Source organism: Streptomyces odontotermitis (assembly GCF_050510915.1).
Lineage (GTDB): Bacteria > Actinomycetota > Actinomycetes > Streptomycetales > Streptomycetaceae > Streptomyces.
On sequence record NZ_JBNJLS010000010.1, the window covers coordinates 49,580 to 66,693 of the forward strand.

Genomic DNA, 17,114 nt, shown 5'->3' on the forward strand with positions numbered 1-17,114 from the left:
TCAGGTCACGGGAACCGGCCTTTGTCGTACGGACAGCAAGGGGGTGTGGAGATGAATCAGGGGGACCAGCGGGTGCTGCGCGCCCGGATCAGGGACGGGGACGCCGACGCCTTCGGGGAGCTCTTCGACGCGTACGCGCGCTCCGTCTACAACCACGCCTACCGGCTCACGGGGGAGTGGTCGGCGGCCGAGGACATCGTGTCGCTGACCTTCCTGGAGGCGTGGCGGATGCGGGCGCGGGTCGCGCCGGACGGGGGCTCGCTGCGGCCCTGGCTGCTCGGCGTCGCGACGAACGTGACGCGCAACAGCCGCAGGGCCGCCCGCAGACACGCGGCCGCCGTCGCCCGGCTGCCGCGCGAGGAGTCCGTCGACGACTTCGCGGACGAGGTCGCGGGGCGCCTCGACGACGAGGAGCAACTGGCTCTCGTACGGGCGGCGCTGGATTCCCTGCGCCGCGCCGAGCGGGAGGTGCTCGCGCTGTGCGTCTGGTCGGGGCTCGACTACGCGGCGGCCGCCGAGGCGCTCGGGGTGCCGGTCGGGACGGTCAGATCCCGGCTCTCCCGGGCACGGAAGAAGCTGGCGAAAGCCACGAAAGAGCTGGAACCGCCTTCCGGGCGCGGACAGATGAGAGGTGACCGCACCACCGCGGTCGGGCCCATCAGGGAGGGAAGCCGATGAACGACGTACCCGAGAGGGAGCTTCCGCCGGGCCGTCATCGCGCGCTCAGGGAGCACCTGTTGACCGAGATCCGGCAGAGCGAGGCCAGCACGTCCGAGGCTTCGCCGAAGAAGTACATGTCGCCGCAGCGGAACAGGAAGGTCTGGCTGCGGTCGGGCGTCGCGGCGACCGCGCTGGCCGCGGCGGCCGTGGCGGGCGTCCTCGTCGCCTCGCCGTTCGGCGACCGGTCGGCGCAGGCCGCGCCGTCGAAGGAGACCGTGAAGATGCTGGAGGAGATCGCGGAGGCGGCGAAGCGGCACCCCGACCCCAAGCTCCGGGACGACCAGTTCGTCTACATCAAGAGCAAGGTGAGCTACGCGTCGGACGAGGGGCGGGATCCGCTGCACGTGAGGGAGTTCTGGGAGTCCGTCGACGGCAAGCACACGGAGGTGCTCAACGAGCCGCAGAACGACCACGACAACGTCCGCGTGGAGCCGGAGCTGCCGCTGCTGGAGGACGACGACCACTACCGCAACCTGGAGAAGCTGCCGACCGACCCGGTCAACATGCGGGACTGGCTGAACAGGATCGCCGACGAGAACGCGAACGGGAAGCCGTTCGTCGTCGTGGGCGACCTCATCCGCGAGTCCCTGATGCCGTCGAAGCAGGCCGCGGCCATCTACCTCGCCGCGACGGAGATCCCGGGCGTCGAGCTGGTCGAGGACGCGGTGGACGCCGCCGGGCGGCACGGGGTCGCCATCGCCTGGGAGGACGACGGGCAGCGCCAGGAGCTGCTCTTCGACAAGGAGACGAAGAAGTACCTCGGTGAGCGCGAGGTCCTGACCGAGGACAAGCCCTTCGGCAAGAAGGGGGACGTTCTCGCCACGACCGCGGTGCTGGAGCGCACGATCGTCGACAAGGCGGGTCAGCGCCCCTGACAGGACGCCCCTGTGGGGCACCCTTGGCCTATGACCGAAACCATCGAAAAGGGCACAAGCCGCACGCAGGGAAGTGCACAGGGAAGCACGCAGACCCAGACCCTGCACTTCACGCTGAACCTTCCCCAGCCTGTGGAGAAGGTCTGGGCGGCGGTGGCCACTCCGGGCGGGCTCCCGGAGTGGCTGGCCGCCGCCGATGTGCTGGAGCCGCGGCTCGGCGGAGCCGTCACGCTGCGCTGGCTGAACCAGGAGGGCGGCGACGGCGTGCACAGCGGCCAGGTCACGGCCTGGGACGTGGAGCGCGTCGCCGAGTACACGATCGACCTGCACGGCCGCTGCCGCTTCCACCTGGAGCCGGCGGCCGCCGGGGGCACCACGGTCCGCTTCACCAACGAGTTCGAGGGCGACGACGCGCTCCGCCTCGACTGCCTCGCCGGGTGGCACAACCACTTCGAGTTCCTGGCGGACGCGCTGGCGGGCCGCCCGAAGGACTGGTCGACGTGGAGCCTGGAGCGGTGGCGGGAGCTGCGGGACGAGTACGAGGCGCGCTAACCCTCCGGCTCCACCGCGATCGCGTCCAGCTGGGCCCGCAGATACGTGTGCGAGTCCACGCCCCGTACATCCGTCCCCGGGTCGCACTCGTAGAAGTAGACCAGCGACATCAGCTCCTCCGCGGGCAGCTCCGCCGGGGGCGGCAGGACGCGGTGGCGGCCCGACTGCCAGCGGTCGCCCGTCCAACGGGCCATCAGATCACCGATGTTGACCGTGAACGCCTCCGGGTCGTACGGGGCGTCCTCCCAGCCGCCCTCGTCCGTGAACACCTGCAGTCCGCCCCGGCCCGCCTGCCGGTCCAGGACCGTGACCGTGCCGAAGTCGGTGTGCGGGCCGATCCGGAACTGGCCCGGCTCGGGCTCGCCCACCCGCTCCCGGCCCGGGTACCAGTTGATGTTGAAGCCCCAGGTGGGGTGGCCCGTGTGTCGGGTGAAGAAGTCCCCGGGTTCGCCGAGTGCGGCGGCGAGCAGTTCGAGGAGGTGGTCGGAGAGCGTACGCATCTGGGCGAGGTAGTCCGTCAACAGGCCCTGGAGCTGCGGGACTTCACGCGGCCAGGTGTTGGGCGCGAACCACTCCGCGTCCACCGCCGCGTTCCCGGTGGGCTCGTCGGCCGCGAAGGACAGGGACTCCTTCAGGTCGGGCGGCGCGGGCGTGCCCTCCGCGTAGCTGTTGGCCTCGGCGCCGGGGCCGAGCCAGCCGCGGGCGCCGACCCGCACGGCGTACGGGCGCTTCGCCGCCTCCGGGAGGTGGAAGAAGGAGCGGGCGCAGGCGCGGATGCGGGCCCGCAGGTCCGGGTCCACGCCGTGCCCGGTGACGAGGAGGAACCCGGCGGTGCGCAGGGCGTCGTCGACGGTCCGCGCGGTCGCGCGGCGGTCGCCCGCGGCACCGGAGAGCCAGGGCCGCAGGTCGATGGTGGGGATGCGGGGCGGGCTTGGGGCGGGGCTGCTGCTCATGCCTGACATGCTGCCCCCGCACACACCGGACCAGGCCCCAGCGCCGCCGCGGTCACCCCCGGCGCCGCCGCGGTCACCCCCGACCAGGCCCCATCGACGGCGCCGATCGCCCCATCGGCAGGACGCCCCACTGGCGCGTGGACCAGCACATATGCCCGCTCGTACGTTCCTGCCATGACCCCAACGAACCCCAGCGGTGAGCGCACGGGCACCCTCCAGCTCACCGCCGCCATGGCCCTCTCCGGCACCCTCGGCATCTTCGTCGTCGAGTCCGGGGCCGCCGCCTTCAACGTCGTCTTCTTCCGCGTCCTGTTCGGCGCCCTCGCTCTCGGCGCGTACGCGTTCGCCCGCGGCTACTTCCGCGACCACGGCCTCACCCTCAAGAAGGCCGGACTCGCCGCGCTCGGCGGCGTGTTCACCGTCTTCAACTGGGTGTTCCTCTTCAAGGCGTACGAGGCGACGTCGATCTCCCTGGCCACCGTCGTCTACCACACGCAGCCCTTCTTCCTGGTCCTGCTGAGCGCCCTGGTCCTCCGCGAGCGCCTCGCCCGCTTCCAACTCGGCTGGCTGGCCGTCGCGTTCGCGGGACTCGTCCTGGTCTCCGGGGTGCGGCCCGGCGACACGGCGTCGCTCGCGGGCATCGGCCTGGCCCTGCTGGCCGCCGTCCTCTACGCCCTGTCCACGCTCGTCACCAAGCGCGTCACGGGGGTGCGCCCGCACCTGGTCGCCCTCGTCCAAGTCCTCGTCGGCATCCCGCTGTTGCTGCCCTTCGCCGACTTCGGCGCGATGGGCGGGACGGGCGCGGGATGGGCGTGGCTGGCCGGGCTCGGCGTGATCCACACCGGCCTCATGTACGTCCTGATGTACGCCGCGTACGCGAAGCTGCCGACCTCGAAGATCGCGGTGCTCGCCTTCACCTACCCGGCGGTCGCGACGGTCGCCGACTGGGCGGTGTACGGGCACCACATCGGCCTCGTCCAGGCGCTCGGCGTCCCGCTGATCATCATGGCGAGCCTCAAGGTGACGCTTGCTCCCGCACGAGCCGCACGGCCTGCTCCACGAACAGTCGCACGTGGGCCGGAAGACGCTTCCCGGACCGCCACGCGAGCTGCGTCCACAGCGTGAACGGCGGCTCCCAGCCGAGCCGGACGAGCGTCCCGTCCGCCAGCTCGCGGGCGACCGTCACGGCGGGCAGCAGCGCCACGCCGAGCCCGCCCGCCGCCCCCTGCTTCGTCGCCTCGATCGTGCCGAACTCCATGAAGGAGACCCCGTGCGGGACAAGGGAGTTGAGCTCCTGCTCGAAGAGATCGCGGTACGCGCAGCCCGGCTCGGTCGCAAGCAGCGCGACTCGCGTCAGCTCCTGCGCCGTCACCGTCTCGCGCCCCGCCAGCGGGTGCGTGGGGGCGGCGACCAGGGCGAGCGGCTCCTCGGCGAGCACCTCGGTCGCGAGGCCCGGGTGCTCGCGCTCCCGCTCCATCAGGAAGCCCACGTCGTACGTGCCCCGGCGCAGCGCCTCCTTCGTCGCGTCGCCGATGGTGGTGCGCAGCGCGAGCCGCACGCCGGCGTAGCGGTGGTGGAAGAGCTCCAGCAGCGGCGGCAGCCGGTAGGAGGTCAGGGACTCCATCGTGCCCACCGCGAGAGTGCCGGACGGCTCCCCGGTGCCGACGGCCGCGGCCCGTGCCTCGTCGGCGAGTTCGATGATCTGCCGCGCGTACGGGAGGAGGCGCTCGCCCGCCTCGGTCAGCCGGATGCGGCTGCCGAGCCGGTCGAAGAGCTCGGTGCCGAGGTCCGCCTCCAGGGCCCGGACCTGGCTGGTCACGCTGGACTGGGCGTACTTCAGGTCGGCGGCGGCCTGTGTGAAGCTGAGGACGGTGGCGACCTTCTCGAAGGTGACGAGAAGCCGCAGCTCCACTAGGACTCCTCGGGCTTGGGCTTGTCGTCCCGCAGCGACTTGAGGAACTCGGGGTTGTCGTCGGGCGCGACCCAGCGGCGGCCACGGGCGCCGCTGCCGCCCCCGGGGGCGGTGGCCCGCTTCTTGCCCGCCACGAGCCAGGCGACGGGCCCGACCAGTACCTCCCCGAAGAGCAGCACGATGAAGACCCACGCCACCTTCGGCAGGCCCTTGACCTCTTCCTCAGGGGTGTTCAGGCAGTCGATGAAGGCATAGATCCACAGCGCCAGGACCAGCAGGAACGGCAGGTAGCGGAGCATGTGGCGCGATCCCCCAGAGATCCGGTGACTTCGACTGGCTTCGACGACGACGGTGTGTGCCTCGTGTGCCTTCCGGCCAGGGTAGCTCTCGCCGTCAGAGGAACCGGATGTGCTTGACCCCGGTCCAGGCCCGCCGGACCCGGGCGCGCAGCGGGCCGTCCGTGTTCGGGGTGAGCGTGAGGCCGGAGGCGGTGGCGATGTGCTCGGCGACCCGGGGCACGGAGCGGTGGTCGGTCCACACCTGCTCGGCGAACTCGGCGCCGCGCAGCCGCTCCAGGCACAGGTCGAGCTTGGCGACGGCGAAGCTCTCGCGGCGCAGGGGCGCGTCCTTGCCGCCCAGGGCGCGGGCGACGTGGCCGAAGCCGCGTTCCGAGAGCCGGCGCAGGACGGTCTCGCGTTCGGCGAGGAGGGCGAAGTGGCGTACGTCGTGGCCGCGTTCGCGCAGCCGGCCGACGGTCTCCTGGAAGTAGCCGGGCTCCACGACGGTCATCGGGGCGATGACGGGGCCCGGGTACTTGGTGAGGGCGAGGTCGAGGACCTCGTAGACGCCCTGGCGCCAGGCGGGGAGGTCCTGGAAGTCGGCGCGGAGGGGGCGGGGGGTCATGCGGTGGAGCCCGAAGCCGACCTCTTCGGGGTCGCAGACGACGCTGCCGGGCAGGCGCCGCAGGATCTCGTGCGCTGTCTGGGTCTTGCCGCCGCCAAAGGGTCCGTTGAGCCACAGAAGCATGCGGCCGACCCTACGGGGTCCCGGGATCAGCCCGTCCGGCGTTTGAGGACGAGGCGCGTTCAGCGCCGATAAGCGCCCCGGCATACTGGAACGCATGGCTTACGACGATCTTCGCTCCCTGCTCCGCGCACTGGAGCGCGAGGGCGATCTCAAGCGCATCAAGGCCGAGGTCGACCCCTACCTGGAGGTCGGTGAGATCGTCGACCGGGTGCAGAAGGCGGGCGGCCCCGCCCTGCTCTTCGAGAACGTCAAGGGCTCCGCGATGCCCCTGGCGATGAACGTCTTCGGGACCGACCGCCGCCTGCTCAAGGCCCTCGGCCTGAAGTCGTACGGAGAGATCAGCGACAAGATCGGCGGCCTGCTCAGGCCCGAGCTCCCGCACGGCTTCGTCGGCGTCCGCGAGGCGTTCGGAAAGCTCGGCGCCATGACCCACGTACCGCCGAAGAAGGTGAAGTCCGACAACGCCCCCGTCCAGGAAGTCGTCCTGCACGGCGACGACGTCGACCTGGACCGGCTGCCGGCGCTCTTCACGTGGCCGGACGACGGCGGCTCCTTCTTCAACCTGGGGCTCACCCACACCAAGGACCCCGACACCGGCATCCGCAACCTCGGGCTCTACCGCCTCCAGCGCCACGACAAGCGCACCATCGGCATGCACTGGCAGATCCACAAGGACAGCCGCAACCACTACCAGGTGGCCGCGCGCCGCGGCGAGAAGCTGCCGGTCGCGATCGCCTTCGGCTGTCCGCCCGCGGTGACGTACGCGTCCACGGCCCCGCTGCCCGGCGACATCGACGAGTACTTCCTCGCGGGCTTCCTCCAGGGCAAGCGCATCGAGATGGTCGACTGCAAGACGGTCCCGCTCCAGGTGCCCGCCAACGCCGAGGTCGTCATCGAGGGCTGGCTGGAGCCCGGCGAGATGCTCCCCGAAGGGCCCTTCGGCGACCACACCGGGTTCTACACCCCGCAGGAGCCCTTCCCCGCGCTGAAGATCGACTGCGTGACGATGCGGAAGCGGCCGCTGCTCCAGTCGATCGTGGTCGGCCGGCCGCCGACGGAGGACGGGCCGCTCGGTCGGGCCACGGAGCGGTTCTTCCTGCCGCTCCTCAAGATCATCGTCCCGGACATCGTGGACTACCACCTGCCCGAGTCCGGCGGCTTCCACAACTGCGCGATCGTCTCGATCGACAAGAAGTACCCCAAGCACGCCCAGAAGGTGATGCACGCGATCTGGGGCGCGCACATGATGTCCCTGACGAAGCTGATCGTGGTCGTGGACAAGGACTGTGACGTGCATGATCTGCACGAGGTGTCGTGGCGTGCGCTCGGGAACACCGACTACGCCCGTGACCTCACCGTCGTCGAAGGCCCGGTCGACCACCTCGACCACGCCTCGTACCAGCAGTTCTGGGGCGGCAAGGCGGGCATCGACGCGACGAAGAAGTGGCCCGAGGAGGGCTACACCCGGGACGGCGGCTGGCCCGAGATGGTCCTGTCCGACCCGGAGACGGCGGCGAAGGTCGACCGCCGGTGGAAGGAGTACGGGCTCTCGTGATGAGTACCGCAGAAGGAGTCATCGGAGGGTCCGGTCCCGCCGAGCCGGACAGCAAGGTTCGCGCCTTCCTGCGCCTCGTCATGATCGAGCACTCGGTCTTCGCGCTGCCCTTCGCCTACATCGCCTCGCTCACCGCGATGTTCCAGGTGGACAGGAACATCCACTGGGGGCGGCTGCTGCTCGTCACCATCTGCATGGTCGGCCTTCGCACCTTCGCCATGGCCGCGAACCGGATCATCGACCGCGAGATCGACGCCCGCAATCCGCGCACCGCCCACCGCGAACTCGTCACGGGCGCCGTGTCGGTGAAGTCCGCGTGGACGGGGGCGCTCATCGCGCTCGTCGTCTTCCTCGGCGCGGCCGCGCTCCTGAACCCGCTCTGCCTGGCGCTCGCGCCGCTCGCGGTGATCCCGATGGTGGTCTATCCCTACGGCAAGCGGTTCACCAACTTCCCGCAGGCGATCCTCGGCCTCGCCCAGGCGATCGGCCCGGTCGGCGCCTGGATCGCGATCTCCGGCTCGTGGTCGTGGGACGCGGTGATCCTCGGGCTCGCGGTCGGCGTGTGGATCGGCGGCTTCGACCTGATCTACGCCTGCCAGGACGTGGAGACGGACCGCGAGATCGGCGTGATGTCGGTGCCGGCCCGCTTCGGCATCCCGGCCGCCGTCCGGGGTGCGCGCGGCTGTCACCTCGTGACCACGGCGCTCTTCGTCTGGTACGCGGTCGCCACGGACGCGGGCGCCTTCTTCTGGCTCGGCCTGGTGATCGTCGCCGGTGCCTTCCTGTACGAGCACACGATCGTGAAGCCCCATGACCTGTCCCGACTCAACCGGGCGTTCTTCCAGGTCAACGGCTTCATCGGCATCGCACTCTTCGTCTGCGCGCTGCTCGATCTGCTCGTGCGCGGCCTGACCGTCTAGGCTCACAGCGTGAACGCAGGAGATACAGAGCGTAAGCCTTGGATCGTGGGGGTGTCGGGCGCCTCCGGGACCCCGTATGCCGCGGCGGTCCTGCGGGCGCTGCTCGCGGCGGGGGAGAGCGTCGACCTCGTCGTCTCGCGCGCCTCGCGCCTGACGCTGCTGGACGAGACGGGGATCTCCTTCCGCGACGCCCACTGGCAGGACGATCTCGGCCAGTGGCTGGGACACGGCGCGGACGGGAAGCCGGGCACGTTCGACGTGGACGTGAGCGGCGTGCGGTACTGGGCGGCCGGTGACCTGGCCGCGGGGCCCTCGTCGGGGTCGTATCCGGCGAAGGGGATGCTCATCGTGCCCGCGTCCACGGCCTGCGTGGCGGGGGTGGCGCTCGGGCTCTCGAAGGACTTGCTCCAGCGGGCGGCGAGCGTGACGCTCAAGGAGGGGCGGAAGCTGGTCGTCGCCGTGCGGGAGACTCCGCTGAACGGCCAGACGCTGAAGCACTTGGTGAGCCTGGACGAGGCGGGCGCGATCGTGCTGCCCGCCTCTCCGGCGTTCTACGCGGGGGCGACGCACATCCAGGATCTGGTGGACTTCGTCGCCGGGCGGGTGCTGGATGCGGCAGGGGTGCCGCATCGGCTGTACCGCCGGTGGGAGGGAGAGCTGGGGGGAGGCCCGCGCAGCTCGTGAGGGGGCGGCCCGCAAGGGAGCCTGCCGGTAAGGGGTTACCGCTTCTTCGCGGTGCGCTTGCGGCCGAGGCCCTTGCGCGCGGCGGTGGCGGTCTGGTGGGCACGCGAGCGGTTGGCCAGGTCCTGCAGCTCGCGCATACGGGCGTAGGCCATCTCGATCGAGTACACGGTGTGGCTCACTCCTGAAGGATCGTTGTTGATCGGTTGAAAATTCGAGAGAATCGCAGGGTTTAAACCCTGTCGCGCCTTAGATTCTACACATAGACTCGCGGTATCGCTGAATAATGAAAGGCATCGCACCTATGGACGCCGTGGACAGGCAGCTCATCCAGGCCCTGCGGGAGAACGGCCGGGCCTCGTACGCCGAACTCGGCCGGCTCGTCGGCCTCTCCGGGCCCAGCGTCACGGACCGGATCAACCGCCTCGAAGCCGCCGGCGTCATCACCGGCTACCGCGCCACCGTGGACTCGGTCTCGCTCGGCCTCGGCGTCATCGCCCTCATCGGCATCTCGCTCTCCGACGCCGCCGACCACGAGGACGTCGCGCGCCGCCTCAAGGACCTGCACGAGATCGAGGACTGCTGGTTCATCGCGGGCGACGACTCGTACATGCTCAAGGTCCGCGCCACCGACGTGGACGGTCTGGAGAAGACGATCCGCCGCCTCAGCGGCACCAAGGGCGTCTCCCGCACCCGCACCACCATCGTCCTCTCCACGAAGTGGGAGAACCGCGTCGGAGAGCTGCCCGAAGAGGTGTAGCGGCCAAGGCGTACGGTGGGCGCAGTTGTGTCGGTAGCAGTAGGCAGCGGAGAAGTAGGGGCGTAAGGGCATGGACGCAGGGCTCAAGCGTGAGCTGGAGGAGAAGGTCCGGGCCGGGGAGCGGCTGTCCCGCGAGGACGGCATCGCCCTGTACGAGTCCGACGACCTGGCCTGGCTCGGCGGCCTGGCGCACGAGGTGCGGACGCGGAAGAACGGCGACGTCGTCCACTTCAACGTCAACCGTCACCTCAACATGACGAACGTCTGCACCGCCTCCTGCGCCTACTGCTCCTTCCAGCGCAAGCCCGGCGAGAAGGACGCGTACACGATGCGCATCGAGGAGGCCGTCCGCCTCGCCAAGGCGATGGAGGGCGAGAACCTCACCGAGCTGCACATCGTCAACGGCCTGCACCCGAACCTGCCGTGGCGCTACTACCCGCGCTCCCTCAGCGAGTTGAAGAAGGCCCTGCCGAACGTCTCCCTGAAGGCGTTCACGGCCACCGAGATCCACCACTTCGAGACCATCTCGGGGCTGAGCGCCGGCGAGATCCTCGACGAGCTCATCGAGGCCGGCCTCGAATCCCTCACCGGCGGCGGCGCGGAGATCTTCGACTGGGAGGTCCGCCAGCACATCGTGGACCACCGCACCCACTGGGAGGACTGGTCGCGCATCCACCGCCTCGCGCACGAGAAGGGTCTGAAGACCCCGTGCACGATGCTGTACGGCCACATCGAGGAGCCCCGCCACCGCGTCGACCACGTGCTTCGCCTGCGCGAGCTGCAGGACGAGACCGGCGGCTTCCAGGTCTTCATCCCGCTGCGCTACCAGCACGACTTCGTCGACATGCAGGACGGCAAGGTCCGCAACAAGCTCCAGGCGCGCACCACGATGGCGTCCGGCGCCGAGGCCCTGAAGACCTTCGCGGTCTCCCGCCTCCTCTTCGACAACGTCCCGCACGTCAAGGTCTTCTGGGTCATGCACGGCCTGCACACCACGCAGCTCGCGCTCCAGCACGGCGCCGACGACATGGACGGCTCGGTCGTCGAGTACAAGATCACGCACGACGCGGACAACTTCGGCACCCCGAACAAGCTGACCCGCGAGGACCTGCTCGACCTGATCCGCGAGGCGGGCTTCCGCCCCGTCGAGCGCAACACCCGCTACGAGGCGATCCGGGAGTACGAGGGCCCGGACCCGCTGCTGCGCGAGACCCCGCAGGCCATGCGCGTCTGAGCGCCGTGCGAGCCTGGACCGCATGGCTCTGACGTTCCAGCTCGACCCGCCCGTCGGCCCCGACCTGCGCGACGGCGTCCTCGCCCTGTGGGCGGACGTCACGAACGCGGGCGGGGCCGTCGGCTTCGTACCGCCCGCGACGCCCGACGAGATACGGCCCGAGTTCGTGAAGCACCTGGCCGCCATGGCCGAGGGCCGCACCCGGCTCCTGGTCGGCTACGACGAGGACGGCGCCGTCGCCGCGACCGCCTTCCTCACCCACAACACGCACCGCCTGATGCGCCACTGGGTCTGGCTCTACACGGTGATGGTCCACCCCAGGCACCAGGGCAAGGGATACGGGCGGGACCTGATGGCGGCCGTCGAGGACTCCGCCCGCGGACTCGACGGGATCGAGGCGATCCGGCTCACCTGCCGGGGCGGCATCGGCGTCGACCGCTTCTACACCTCGTGCGGCTACAAGGAGGTCGGGCGGGCACCGGGCATGATCCGGGTGGCGCCGGGCGACGACCGCGACGACATCACGTTCCTGCTGCCGCTGGCGTGAGAGCCGCACGGCGTGAGAGCCCCCACCCCCTTCCCGCGCACGGCGGCTCGCGTGCTTCACTGGAGAGGCTCGTCCAACTCGGGCCCAATTCGGAACGGAAGAGTGGATTGACATGCTCCGCTACACGCTGATGCGCCTCGGGATCTTCGCGGGTTGCTTCCTGGTCGTCTGGGGCCTTGTCTACGCCGAGATCCTGCCGCGCGGCCTCGGCGACTCCAACCTTCTGTGGGTGCTGCTGCTCGCCATGGTGATCTCCGCGCCCATCAGCTACGTCGCCCTGCGCAAGGAGCGCGACCGCGCCTCCGAGACCGTCGTCGCGCGCGTGGACCGCGCCAAGGCCAACCTCGAGGCCAACCGCAGCCAGGAGGACGTCGCGGACGACGCGGCGCGCGCCGCCCGGTCGTAACCTTCCTCACACTCACACGGTGCCCCGGCACCGGAGCTGATGCTCCGGCGCCGGGGCACCGTGCGTTTCCAGCCGTCTTGCGGTGTGGCTGGCGCATCTCTTGCCTCAAACAAGACCTTTGATGTTCTCAAAGTTCAAGTGTTAACGTGTTCGACATGAAGACAGCAGCAGCGCACCGCTACGCCATGAGCCCCCCGCTCGTGGCGCGCCTGCATGTCGACCTCTGCCGCTGCATGTCCGCGGCGTGTCGCGTCATCTGAACGACTTCGACATCTGCACTGCAGCGGCGCCCGTGACCCTTCGCGGTCGCCGCGCTCCCGCTTCTCACGCCCCCCGTCTTTACCCGGAGTGTTTCCGTGTCCGCGAATTCCGCGTCCCCTGCCGACGAGCCCAAGACCTCCGGGTCCGGCGGCTCCGGCTTCCAGATACCCAAGTTCCTGAAGCTCCCCTTCTGGGCCCAGATCCTCGGCGGTCTGGTCCTGGGTGTCCTGCTCGGCTGGATCGCCCGCAGCCAGGACGTCTCCTGGCTCGTCACCACCCTCTCCAAGGTCGGCGACACCTTCATCGGCCTGCTGAAGCTCGCGGTCGCCCCGCTGGTGTTCTTCGCCATCCTCATCTCGATCACGAACCTGCGTAAGGTCAACAACGCCGCCCGGCTCGCGACCCGCACGCTCCTCTGGTTCATGATCACTTCGCTGATCGCCGTGGTCATCGGCCTCGTCATCGGCCTGGTCACCAACCCCGGCGCCGGCACCGGCCTGACCCCCAAGGACGGCTCGAAGCCGGAGCACACCGGCTCCTGGATCGACTTCCTCACCGGGATCATCCCGACCGACGTCATCACGCCGTTCACCCAGCTCAACGTCCTGCAGATCGTCTTCATGGCGGCCGTCGCGGGCATCGCGATCCTCAAGATCGGCGACGAGAAGGCCAAGCCGATCCTCGACCTCAGCGAGTCGATCCTGGCGCTGCTGCAGAAGGCCCTGTGGTGGGTCATCAAGCTCTCGCCGATCGGCACCGTCGGCCTCATCGGCTTCGCCATCGCCGACTACGGCTGGAACCTGATCAGCAAGTACGCGACGTTCACCGCCGACATCTACATCGGCTGCGCCCTGGTGATGTTCGGCGTCTACCCGCTGCTGCTCGCCACGGTCGCCAAGGTCAACCCGCTGCAGTTCTTCAAGGGCGCCTGGCCCGCGATCCAGCTGGCCTTCGTCTCCCGCTCCTCGGTCGGCACCATGCCGCTGACCCAGAAGGTCACCGAGCGCCTCGGCGTGCCGAAGGAGTACACGTCCTTCGCGGTGCCGTTCGGCGCCACGACCAAGATGGACGGCTGCGCCGCGATCTACCCGGCGATCGCCGCGATCTTCGTCGCGCAGATCTTCGACGTGCAGATGGGCATCAAGGAGTACCTGCTCATCGCCTTCGTCTCGGTGGTCGGTTCGGCCGCCACGGCCGGTCTGACGGGCGCCACGGTCATGCTGACCCTGACCCTGTCCACCCTCGGCCTGCCGATGGAGGGCGTCGGCCTGCTCCTCGCGATCGACCCGGTCCTGGACATGATGCGGACGGCCACGAACGTCGCCGGCCAGGCCCTCGTCCCGGTGATCGTCGCGGCCCGCGAGAACATCCTCGACAAGGAGGCGTACGAGCACGCCTCGTCTTCGCCGGTGGATGAGCCGGGGGTTGCTCCGGCCGCCGCCTGAGTCCGTCCGGCCGCTGCCACGGCCGTCACCGCGCTGCGCCCCGTACCGGACTTCCGGTGCGGGGCGCAGGCGTGTCCGGGGCGGTGCGGGGTGACCGTACGCTTGGCTCTGACCGGGGACGTACAGGCCGGGACGTACAGGAGCAAGGGGGCGGTCGGGGTGGCTCGGGAGCAGGTGGTGCGGCAGAAGCGGATGCCGCGGGCCGTGCGGGAGCGGCAGATGCTCGACGCCGCCGTGACGACCTTCGGGCAGCGCGGCTACCGGGCCGCGTCCATGGACGAGATCGCCGAACTCGCGGGCGTCTCCAAGCCGTTGGTCTATCTGTATCTGAACTCGAAGGAAGACCTCTTCACCGCCTGCATCCGGCGGGAGGCCGCGGCGCTCGTGGCCGCCGTGCGCGCCGGGGTGACGGGCGACGGCTCCGCCGACCGGCAGCTGTGGGGCGGGCTCACCGCCTTCTTCGCGCACACCGCCGAGCACCCCGACGCCTGGGCGGTGCTGCACAGCCAGGCGCGCACGCACGGCGAGCCGTTCGCCGCCGAGGTCGCCGTGATGCGCGAGGAGATCGTGGCGTTCGTGACCTCGCTGATCGCGGCGGCGGCCCGGGAGGCGCACGGCGACCCCTCGCTCGGGGAGCGGGAGGTCGCCGGTCTCGCCCAGGCCCTCGTCGGCGCCGCGGAGTCCCTCGCCGGGTGGGCCAACACGGACCCCTCGGTGTCGGCGAAAGAGGCCGCGGCGACGCTCATGAACTTCGCCTGGGCGGGCCTGGGGAACTTGATGGAGGGGCGGCGGTGGTCACCGGTCGCCGCCGGGGCGGCGGCCGTCGAGGGGTAGGACTTCACCTCGTACGTGAATCCGTTCGCCTTCTTTGCCGCCCCTGAGCTCGAAGGCGGACCCCTCGGACGCGTACGTCACCGTGGTCGGCAGCAGCACGGGTGCCTTGAACTCGGCGCGTACGCGCACCGGTTCCGGGCCCGACGTCCCGTACTCGGCCAGACAGCGGGCGACCGTCCACATGCCGTGGGCGATGGCGCGCGGGAAGCCGAAGAGGCGGGCGGTCAGCGGGTGCAGGTGGATGGGGTTGTGGTCCCCGGAGGCGGTGGCGTAGCGGCGGCCGAGGTCGGCCGGGAGGGGCCACTCGGCGCGGGCGGGGACCGCTTCCTTTGCGGGCGTCGCTTCCTTCACGGGGTCCTGTGCCGGTACGGGTTCCCGTGCCGGGCCTGATGTCTTGTGCCGGGCCAGGTACGTGGAGCGGGACTCCCAGGTCAGGTCGCCGTCGACGCGTACCTCCGTGACGAGTGTGGCCTCGGTGCCGCGCCGGTGCGGGCGCAGCGGCTCGGCGTACGCGGTGAGTTCGAGCTCGTCGGTGCGGAGGAGGGGGCGGTGCCGGCTGATCTCGATGGAGGTGTGCACGAGGCCGAGGAGGGGGAGCGGGAAGTCCCGGGCCGCCATGAGGCGCATGGTGAGGGGGAAGCCGAGGACGTGGGGGTAGGTGACGGGCAGCTCGTCCTGCCCGGGGGCGCGGTCGGTGGGGAAGCCGCAGACGCGTTCGTACGAGGTGAGGTCCTTGTCGCGGATCCGGGTGCCCTTCAACGTCAGCCGGGTGTGCGGGACTTGGGCGTCGGGGCGGGGGCGTTTGAGGGGGGAGAGGAGGGCGCCGCGGAGGAGGAGGGGTGGGAGAGAGGGTGGGGTGGTGAGGGAGACGGTGCCGGGCATGGGTCTGACCTCGCGTGAGAGGGATACGGGAAGGGGGCCCCTGCTCCTTGAGAGCTTGGGGAGGGTGGGAGACCGCCGCGGAGCGGCGGGGGAGTCCGGCCCCGAGTAGGGGCAAGACGGACACGGCCCAAAGGCTCACGCACCCAGGAGCGACTGCCCGCACACCCGGACCACTTGCCCGTTCACGCCGCCCGACCCGGGGTGGGCCAGCCACGCCGTCGTCTCCGCGACGTCCACCGGAAGTCCGCCCTGCGCAAGGGAGTTCATGCGGCGCCCCGCTTCCCGTATGAAGAGAGGGACCGCCGCCGTCATCTTCGTCTCGATGAAGCCGGGGGCGACCGCGTTGACCGTCACACCGTGCTCCGCGGCCGCGCGCGGTGCGAGTGAGCGGACGAGTCCGATGATCCCCGCCTTGCTGGCGGCGTAGTTGGTCTGGCCGGCGTTCCCCGCGATGCCCGCGATCGACGCCGTCGCCACGATCCGCCCGCCCCGCCGCAGCGTCCCCGACGCCAGCAGCGCGTCCGTCGTCCGCAGCACGCTCGCCAGGTTGACGTCGAGGACGGAACTCCACCGGTCCGCGCCCATGTTGGCGAGCTTGCGGTCCCGGGTGATGCCCGCGTTGTGGACGAGGACGTCCAGCCCGTCGGGGAGCGCCGCCGCGATCCGCTCGCCCGCGTCGTCGGCGGTGATGTCGAGGGGGAGCGCGGTGCCGCCGAGCCGGTCCGCGACCCGTACCAAGTCGCCCTGTGCGGAGGGGATGTCGAGCACGACGACATGCGCCCCGTCCCGGGCGAGGACCTCCGCGACGGCCTCGCCGATGCCGCGCGCCGCCCCGGTGACGAGCGCGGTCCGGCCGGACAGAGGACGGGGATCGGCGTCCGGGGCCGCGTCGCCCGGGACCACGTCGTCCGGGGCCACGTCGTCCGGGGCCTCGGCCTCCGCTGCCGCGCCCACCTCGATGACCTGTCCGCTCACGTACGCGGACTTGGGGGAGAGGAGGAAGCGCAGCGTCGACTCGGCGGCCGCCGCCCCGGCCCCGCTCCCGGCCTTGTCCCCGGCCTTGTCCCCGCCTCCGCCCCCGGCCCCGCCCCCGTCCGCGATCCGGACCAGCGTGGCCGTGCGGCCCCGGCCGAGCTCCTTGCCGAGCGAGCGCACGAAGCCCTCCAGCGCCTGCTGGGCCGCCGCCTGATGGTGGTCCTGTGCCGAAAGGGGTGCCCCGAGAACGACCACGCGCCCGGACTCCGCCACCGAGCGCACCACGGGGTGCAGGGCCGCGTGCACCTCGGCGAGGCCCGCGACGCCGTCGACCCCGGTCGCGTCGAGCACGACCGCCGCGGGATGCTCGGCGCCCGGCGTGAGTCCGGTGCGGACCAGGACCTCGTCCAGTCCCGGCAGCCCCTTGCCCACGGTGAGATGCAGCAACGGCCCTTCCAGGGAGGGGCGTTCGACCGACCAGCGACGCAGCGCGGACGGCTGCGGGAGACCCAGGCGCCGGGTCAGGAACCGGCCGGGGCCGGTACCGGTGAAGTTCAGATAGCGGTCGGCCATTGT

20 protein-coding genes are annotated in these 17,114 nt (G+C 70.7%); 13 read left to right on the forward strand and 7 right to left on the reverse strand.

Annotated features, from left to right (window positions below; genetic code table 11):
* The first annotated feature begins 51 nt into the window (after nt 1-51).
* The 3 genes from ACQB60_RS26055 to ACQB60_RS26065 are packed head-to-tail and all read left to right on the forward strand — an operon-like array spanning nt 52 to nt 2,147.
* Entirely contained in the window at nt 52-678 is a 627-nt protein-coding gene (locus tag ACQB60_RS26055) for an RNA polymerase sigma factor (protein WP_496928554.1), read from the forward strand.
* On the forward strand, nt 675-1,595 hold the full coding sequence (locus ACQB60_RS26060) for a CU044_5270 family protein (RefSeq protein WP_496928555.1): 921 nt from the start codon (nt 675-677) through the stop codon (nt 1,593-1,595). Before ACQB60_RS26055 ends, ACQB60_RS26060 begins: the two co-directional genes overlap by 4 nt.
* Before the next feature lie 30 nt (nt 1,596-1,625).
* Nucleotides 1,626-2,147, forward strand: a complete 522-nt coding sequence (locus ACQB60_RS26065; protein ID WP_496928556.1) for an SRPBCC domain-containing protein — start codon at nt 1,626-1,628, stop codon at nt 2,145-2,147.
* On the opposite strand, the gene ACQB60_RS26070 is transcribed toward ACQB60_RS26065, so the two are convergent.
* Nucleotides 2,144-3,100, reverse strand: a complete 957-nt coding sequence (locus ACQB60_RS26070; protein ID WP_496928557.1) for an isopenicillin N synthase family dioxygenase — start codon at nt 3,098-3,100, stop codon at nt 2,144-2,146. The two genes, ACQB60_RS26065 and ACQB60_RS26070, sit on opposite strands and share 4 nt — an antisense overlap.
* Before the next feature lie 174 nt (nt 3,101-3,274).
* Here ACQB60_RS26070 and ACQB60_RS26075 point away from each other — a divergent pair, with 174 nt between their 5' ends.
* Complete coding sequence (locus ACQB60_RS26075; protein ID WP_496928558.1) at nt 3,275-4,225, forward strand: DMT family transporter; 951 nt, start codon at nt 3,275-3,277, stop codon at nt 4,223-4,225.
* Here ACQB60_RS26075 and ACQB60_RS26080 read toward each other — a convergent pair.
* The 3 genes from ACQB60_RS26080 to ACQB60_RS26090 form a co-directional block, all read right to left on the reverse strand.
* Nucleotides 4,116-5,012 (reverse strand): LysR family transcriptional regulator, encoded by an 897-nt coding sequence (locus tag ACQB60_RS26080; RefSeq protein WP_496928559.1) that lies wholly within the window; start codon nt 5,010-5,012, stop codon nt 4,116-4,118. The genes ACQB60_RS26075 and ACQB60_RS26080 overlap by 110 nt on opposite strands.
* Complete coding sequence (locus ACQB60_RS26085) at nt 5,012-5,311, reverse strand: PLD nuclease N-terminal domain-containing protein (protein ID WP_496928560.1); 300 nt, start codon at nt 5,309-5,311, stop codon at nt 5,012-5,014. Before ACQB60_RS26085 ends, ACQB60_RS26080 begins: the two co-directional genes overlap by 1 nt.
* 94 nt (nt 5,312-5,405) lie before the next feature.
* Nucleotides 5,406-6,038 (reverse strand): AAA family ATPase, encoded by a 633-nt coding sequence (locus tag ACQB60_RS26090; RefSeq protein ID WP_496928561.1) that lies wholly within the window; start codon nt 6,036-6,038, stop codon nt 5,406-5,408.
* Nucleotides 6,039-6,132: 94 nt separating this feature from the next.
* Between ACQB60_RS26090 and ACQB60_RS26095 the strand changes: the two genes are divergently transcribed.
* Genes ACQB60_RS26095 through ACQB60_RS26105 form a run of 3 tightly spaced genes read left to right on the forward strand, consistent with a single transcriptional unit; the run spans nt 6,133 to nt 9,197 of the window.
* The gene (locus ACQB60_RS26095) at nt 6,133-7,593 is read left to right on the forward strand and encodes a menaquinone biosynthesis decarboxylase (protein ID WP_496928562.1); all 1,461 of its coding nucleotides are present in this window, start codon (nt 6,133-6,135) and stop codon (nt 7,591-7,593) included.
* Nucleotides 7,593-8,513, forward strand: coding sequence for a menaquinone biosynthesis prenyltransferase MqnP (gene mqnP, locus ACQB60_RS26100; RefSeq protein ID WP_496928563.1), 921 nt, complete (start codon nt 7,593-7,595; stop codon nt 8,511-8,513). The genes ACQB60_RS26095 and mqnP overlap by 1 nt, the downstream gene beginning before the upstream one ends.
* A 9-nt stretch (nt 8,514-8,522) precedes the next feature.
* Nucleotides 8,523-9,197, forward strand: a complete 675-nt coding sequence (locus ACQB60_RS26105) for a UbiX family flavin prenyltransferase (RefSeq protein ID WP_496928564.1) — start codon at nt 8,523-8,525, stop codon at nt 9,195-9,197.
* Nucleotides 9,198-9,232: 35 nt separating this feature from the next.
* Here ACQB60_RS26105 and ACQB60_RS26110 read toward each other — a convergent pair whose 3' ends face one another.
* Entirely contained in the window at nt 9,233-9,376 is a 144-nt protein-coding gene (locus tag ACQB60_RS26110; RefSeq protein ID WP_384829541.1) for a hypothetical protein, read from the reverse strand.
* A 122-nt stretch (nt 9,377-9,498) separates the two neighbouring features.
* Here ACQB60_RS26110 and ACQB60_RS26115 point away from each other — a divergent pair, with 122 nt between their 5' ends.
* The 6 genes from ACQB60_RS26115 (at nt 9,499) to ACQB60_RS26140 (ending at nt 14,681) form a co-directional block, all read left to right on the forward strand.
* Nucleotides 9,499-9,954, forward strand: a complete 456-nt coding sequence (locus tag ACQB60_RS26115) for an Lrp/AsnC family transcriptional regulator (RefSeq protein ID WP_384829543.1) — start codon at nt 9,499-9,501, stop codon at nt 9,952-9,954.
* Between the two features lie 70 nt (nt 9,955-10,024).
* Nucleotides 10,025-11,188, forward strand: coding sequence for an aminofutalosine synthase MqnE (gene mqnE / locus ACQB60_RS26120; protein WP_496928565.1), 1,164 nt, complete (start codon nt 10,025-10,027; stop codon nt 11,186-11,188).
* A gap of 22 nt (nt 11,189-11,210) precedes the next feature.
* Nucleotides 11,211-11,735, forward strand: coding sequence for a GNAT family N-acetyltransferase (locus tag ACQB60_RS26125; protein WP_496928566.1), 525 nt, complete (start codon nt 11,211-11,213; stop codon nt 11,733-11,735).
* A gap of 112 nt (nt 11,736-11,847) precedes the next feature.
* Nucleotides 11,848-12,141 carry a DUF4229 domain-containing protein gene (locus ACQB60_RS26130; RefSeq protein ID WP_496928567.1) on the forward strand — a complete coding sequence of 98 codons (294 nt, stop codon included), beginning with the start codon at nt 11,848-11,850 and terminating at the stop codon, nt 12,139-12,141.
* A gap of 356 nt (nt 12,142-12,497) precedes the next feature.
* A complete protein-coding gene (locus ACQB60_RS26135) occupies nt 12,498-13,847 on the forward strand; it encodes a dicarboxylate/amino acid:cation symporter (protein ID WP_496928568.1) in 1,350 nt (449 codons plus the stop codon).
* 192 nt (nt 13,848-14,039) lie between these two features.
* A complete protein-coding gene (locus tag ACQB60_RS26140; protein ID WP_496928730.1) occupies nt 14,040-14,681 on the forward strand; it encodes a TetR/AcrR family transcriptional regulator in 642 nt (213 codons plus the stop codon).
* On the opposite strand, the gene ACQB60_RS26145 is transcribed toward ACQB60_RS26140, so the two are convergent.
* A complete protein-coding gene (locus tag ACQB60_RS26145) occupies nt 14,643-15,563 on the reverse strand; it encodes a MaoC/PaaZ C-terminal domain-containing protein (protein WP_496928569.1) in 921 nt (306 codons plus the stop codon). The genes ACQB60_RS26140 and ACQB60_RS26145 overlap by 39 nt on opposite strands.
* Nucleotides 15,564-15,698: 135 nt before the next feature.
* Entirely contained in the window at nt 15,699-17,111 is a 1,413-nt protein-coding gene (locus ACQB60_RS26150; RefSeq protein ID WP_496928570.1) for a 3-oxoacyl-ACP reductase, read from the reverse strand.
* Nucleotides 17,112-17,114 lie beyond the last annotated feature (3 nt).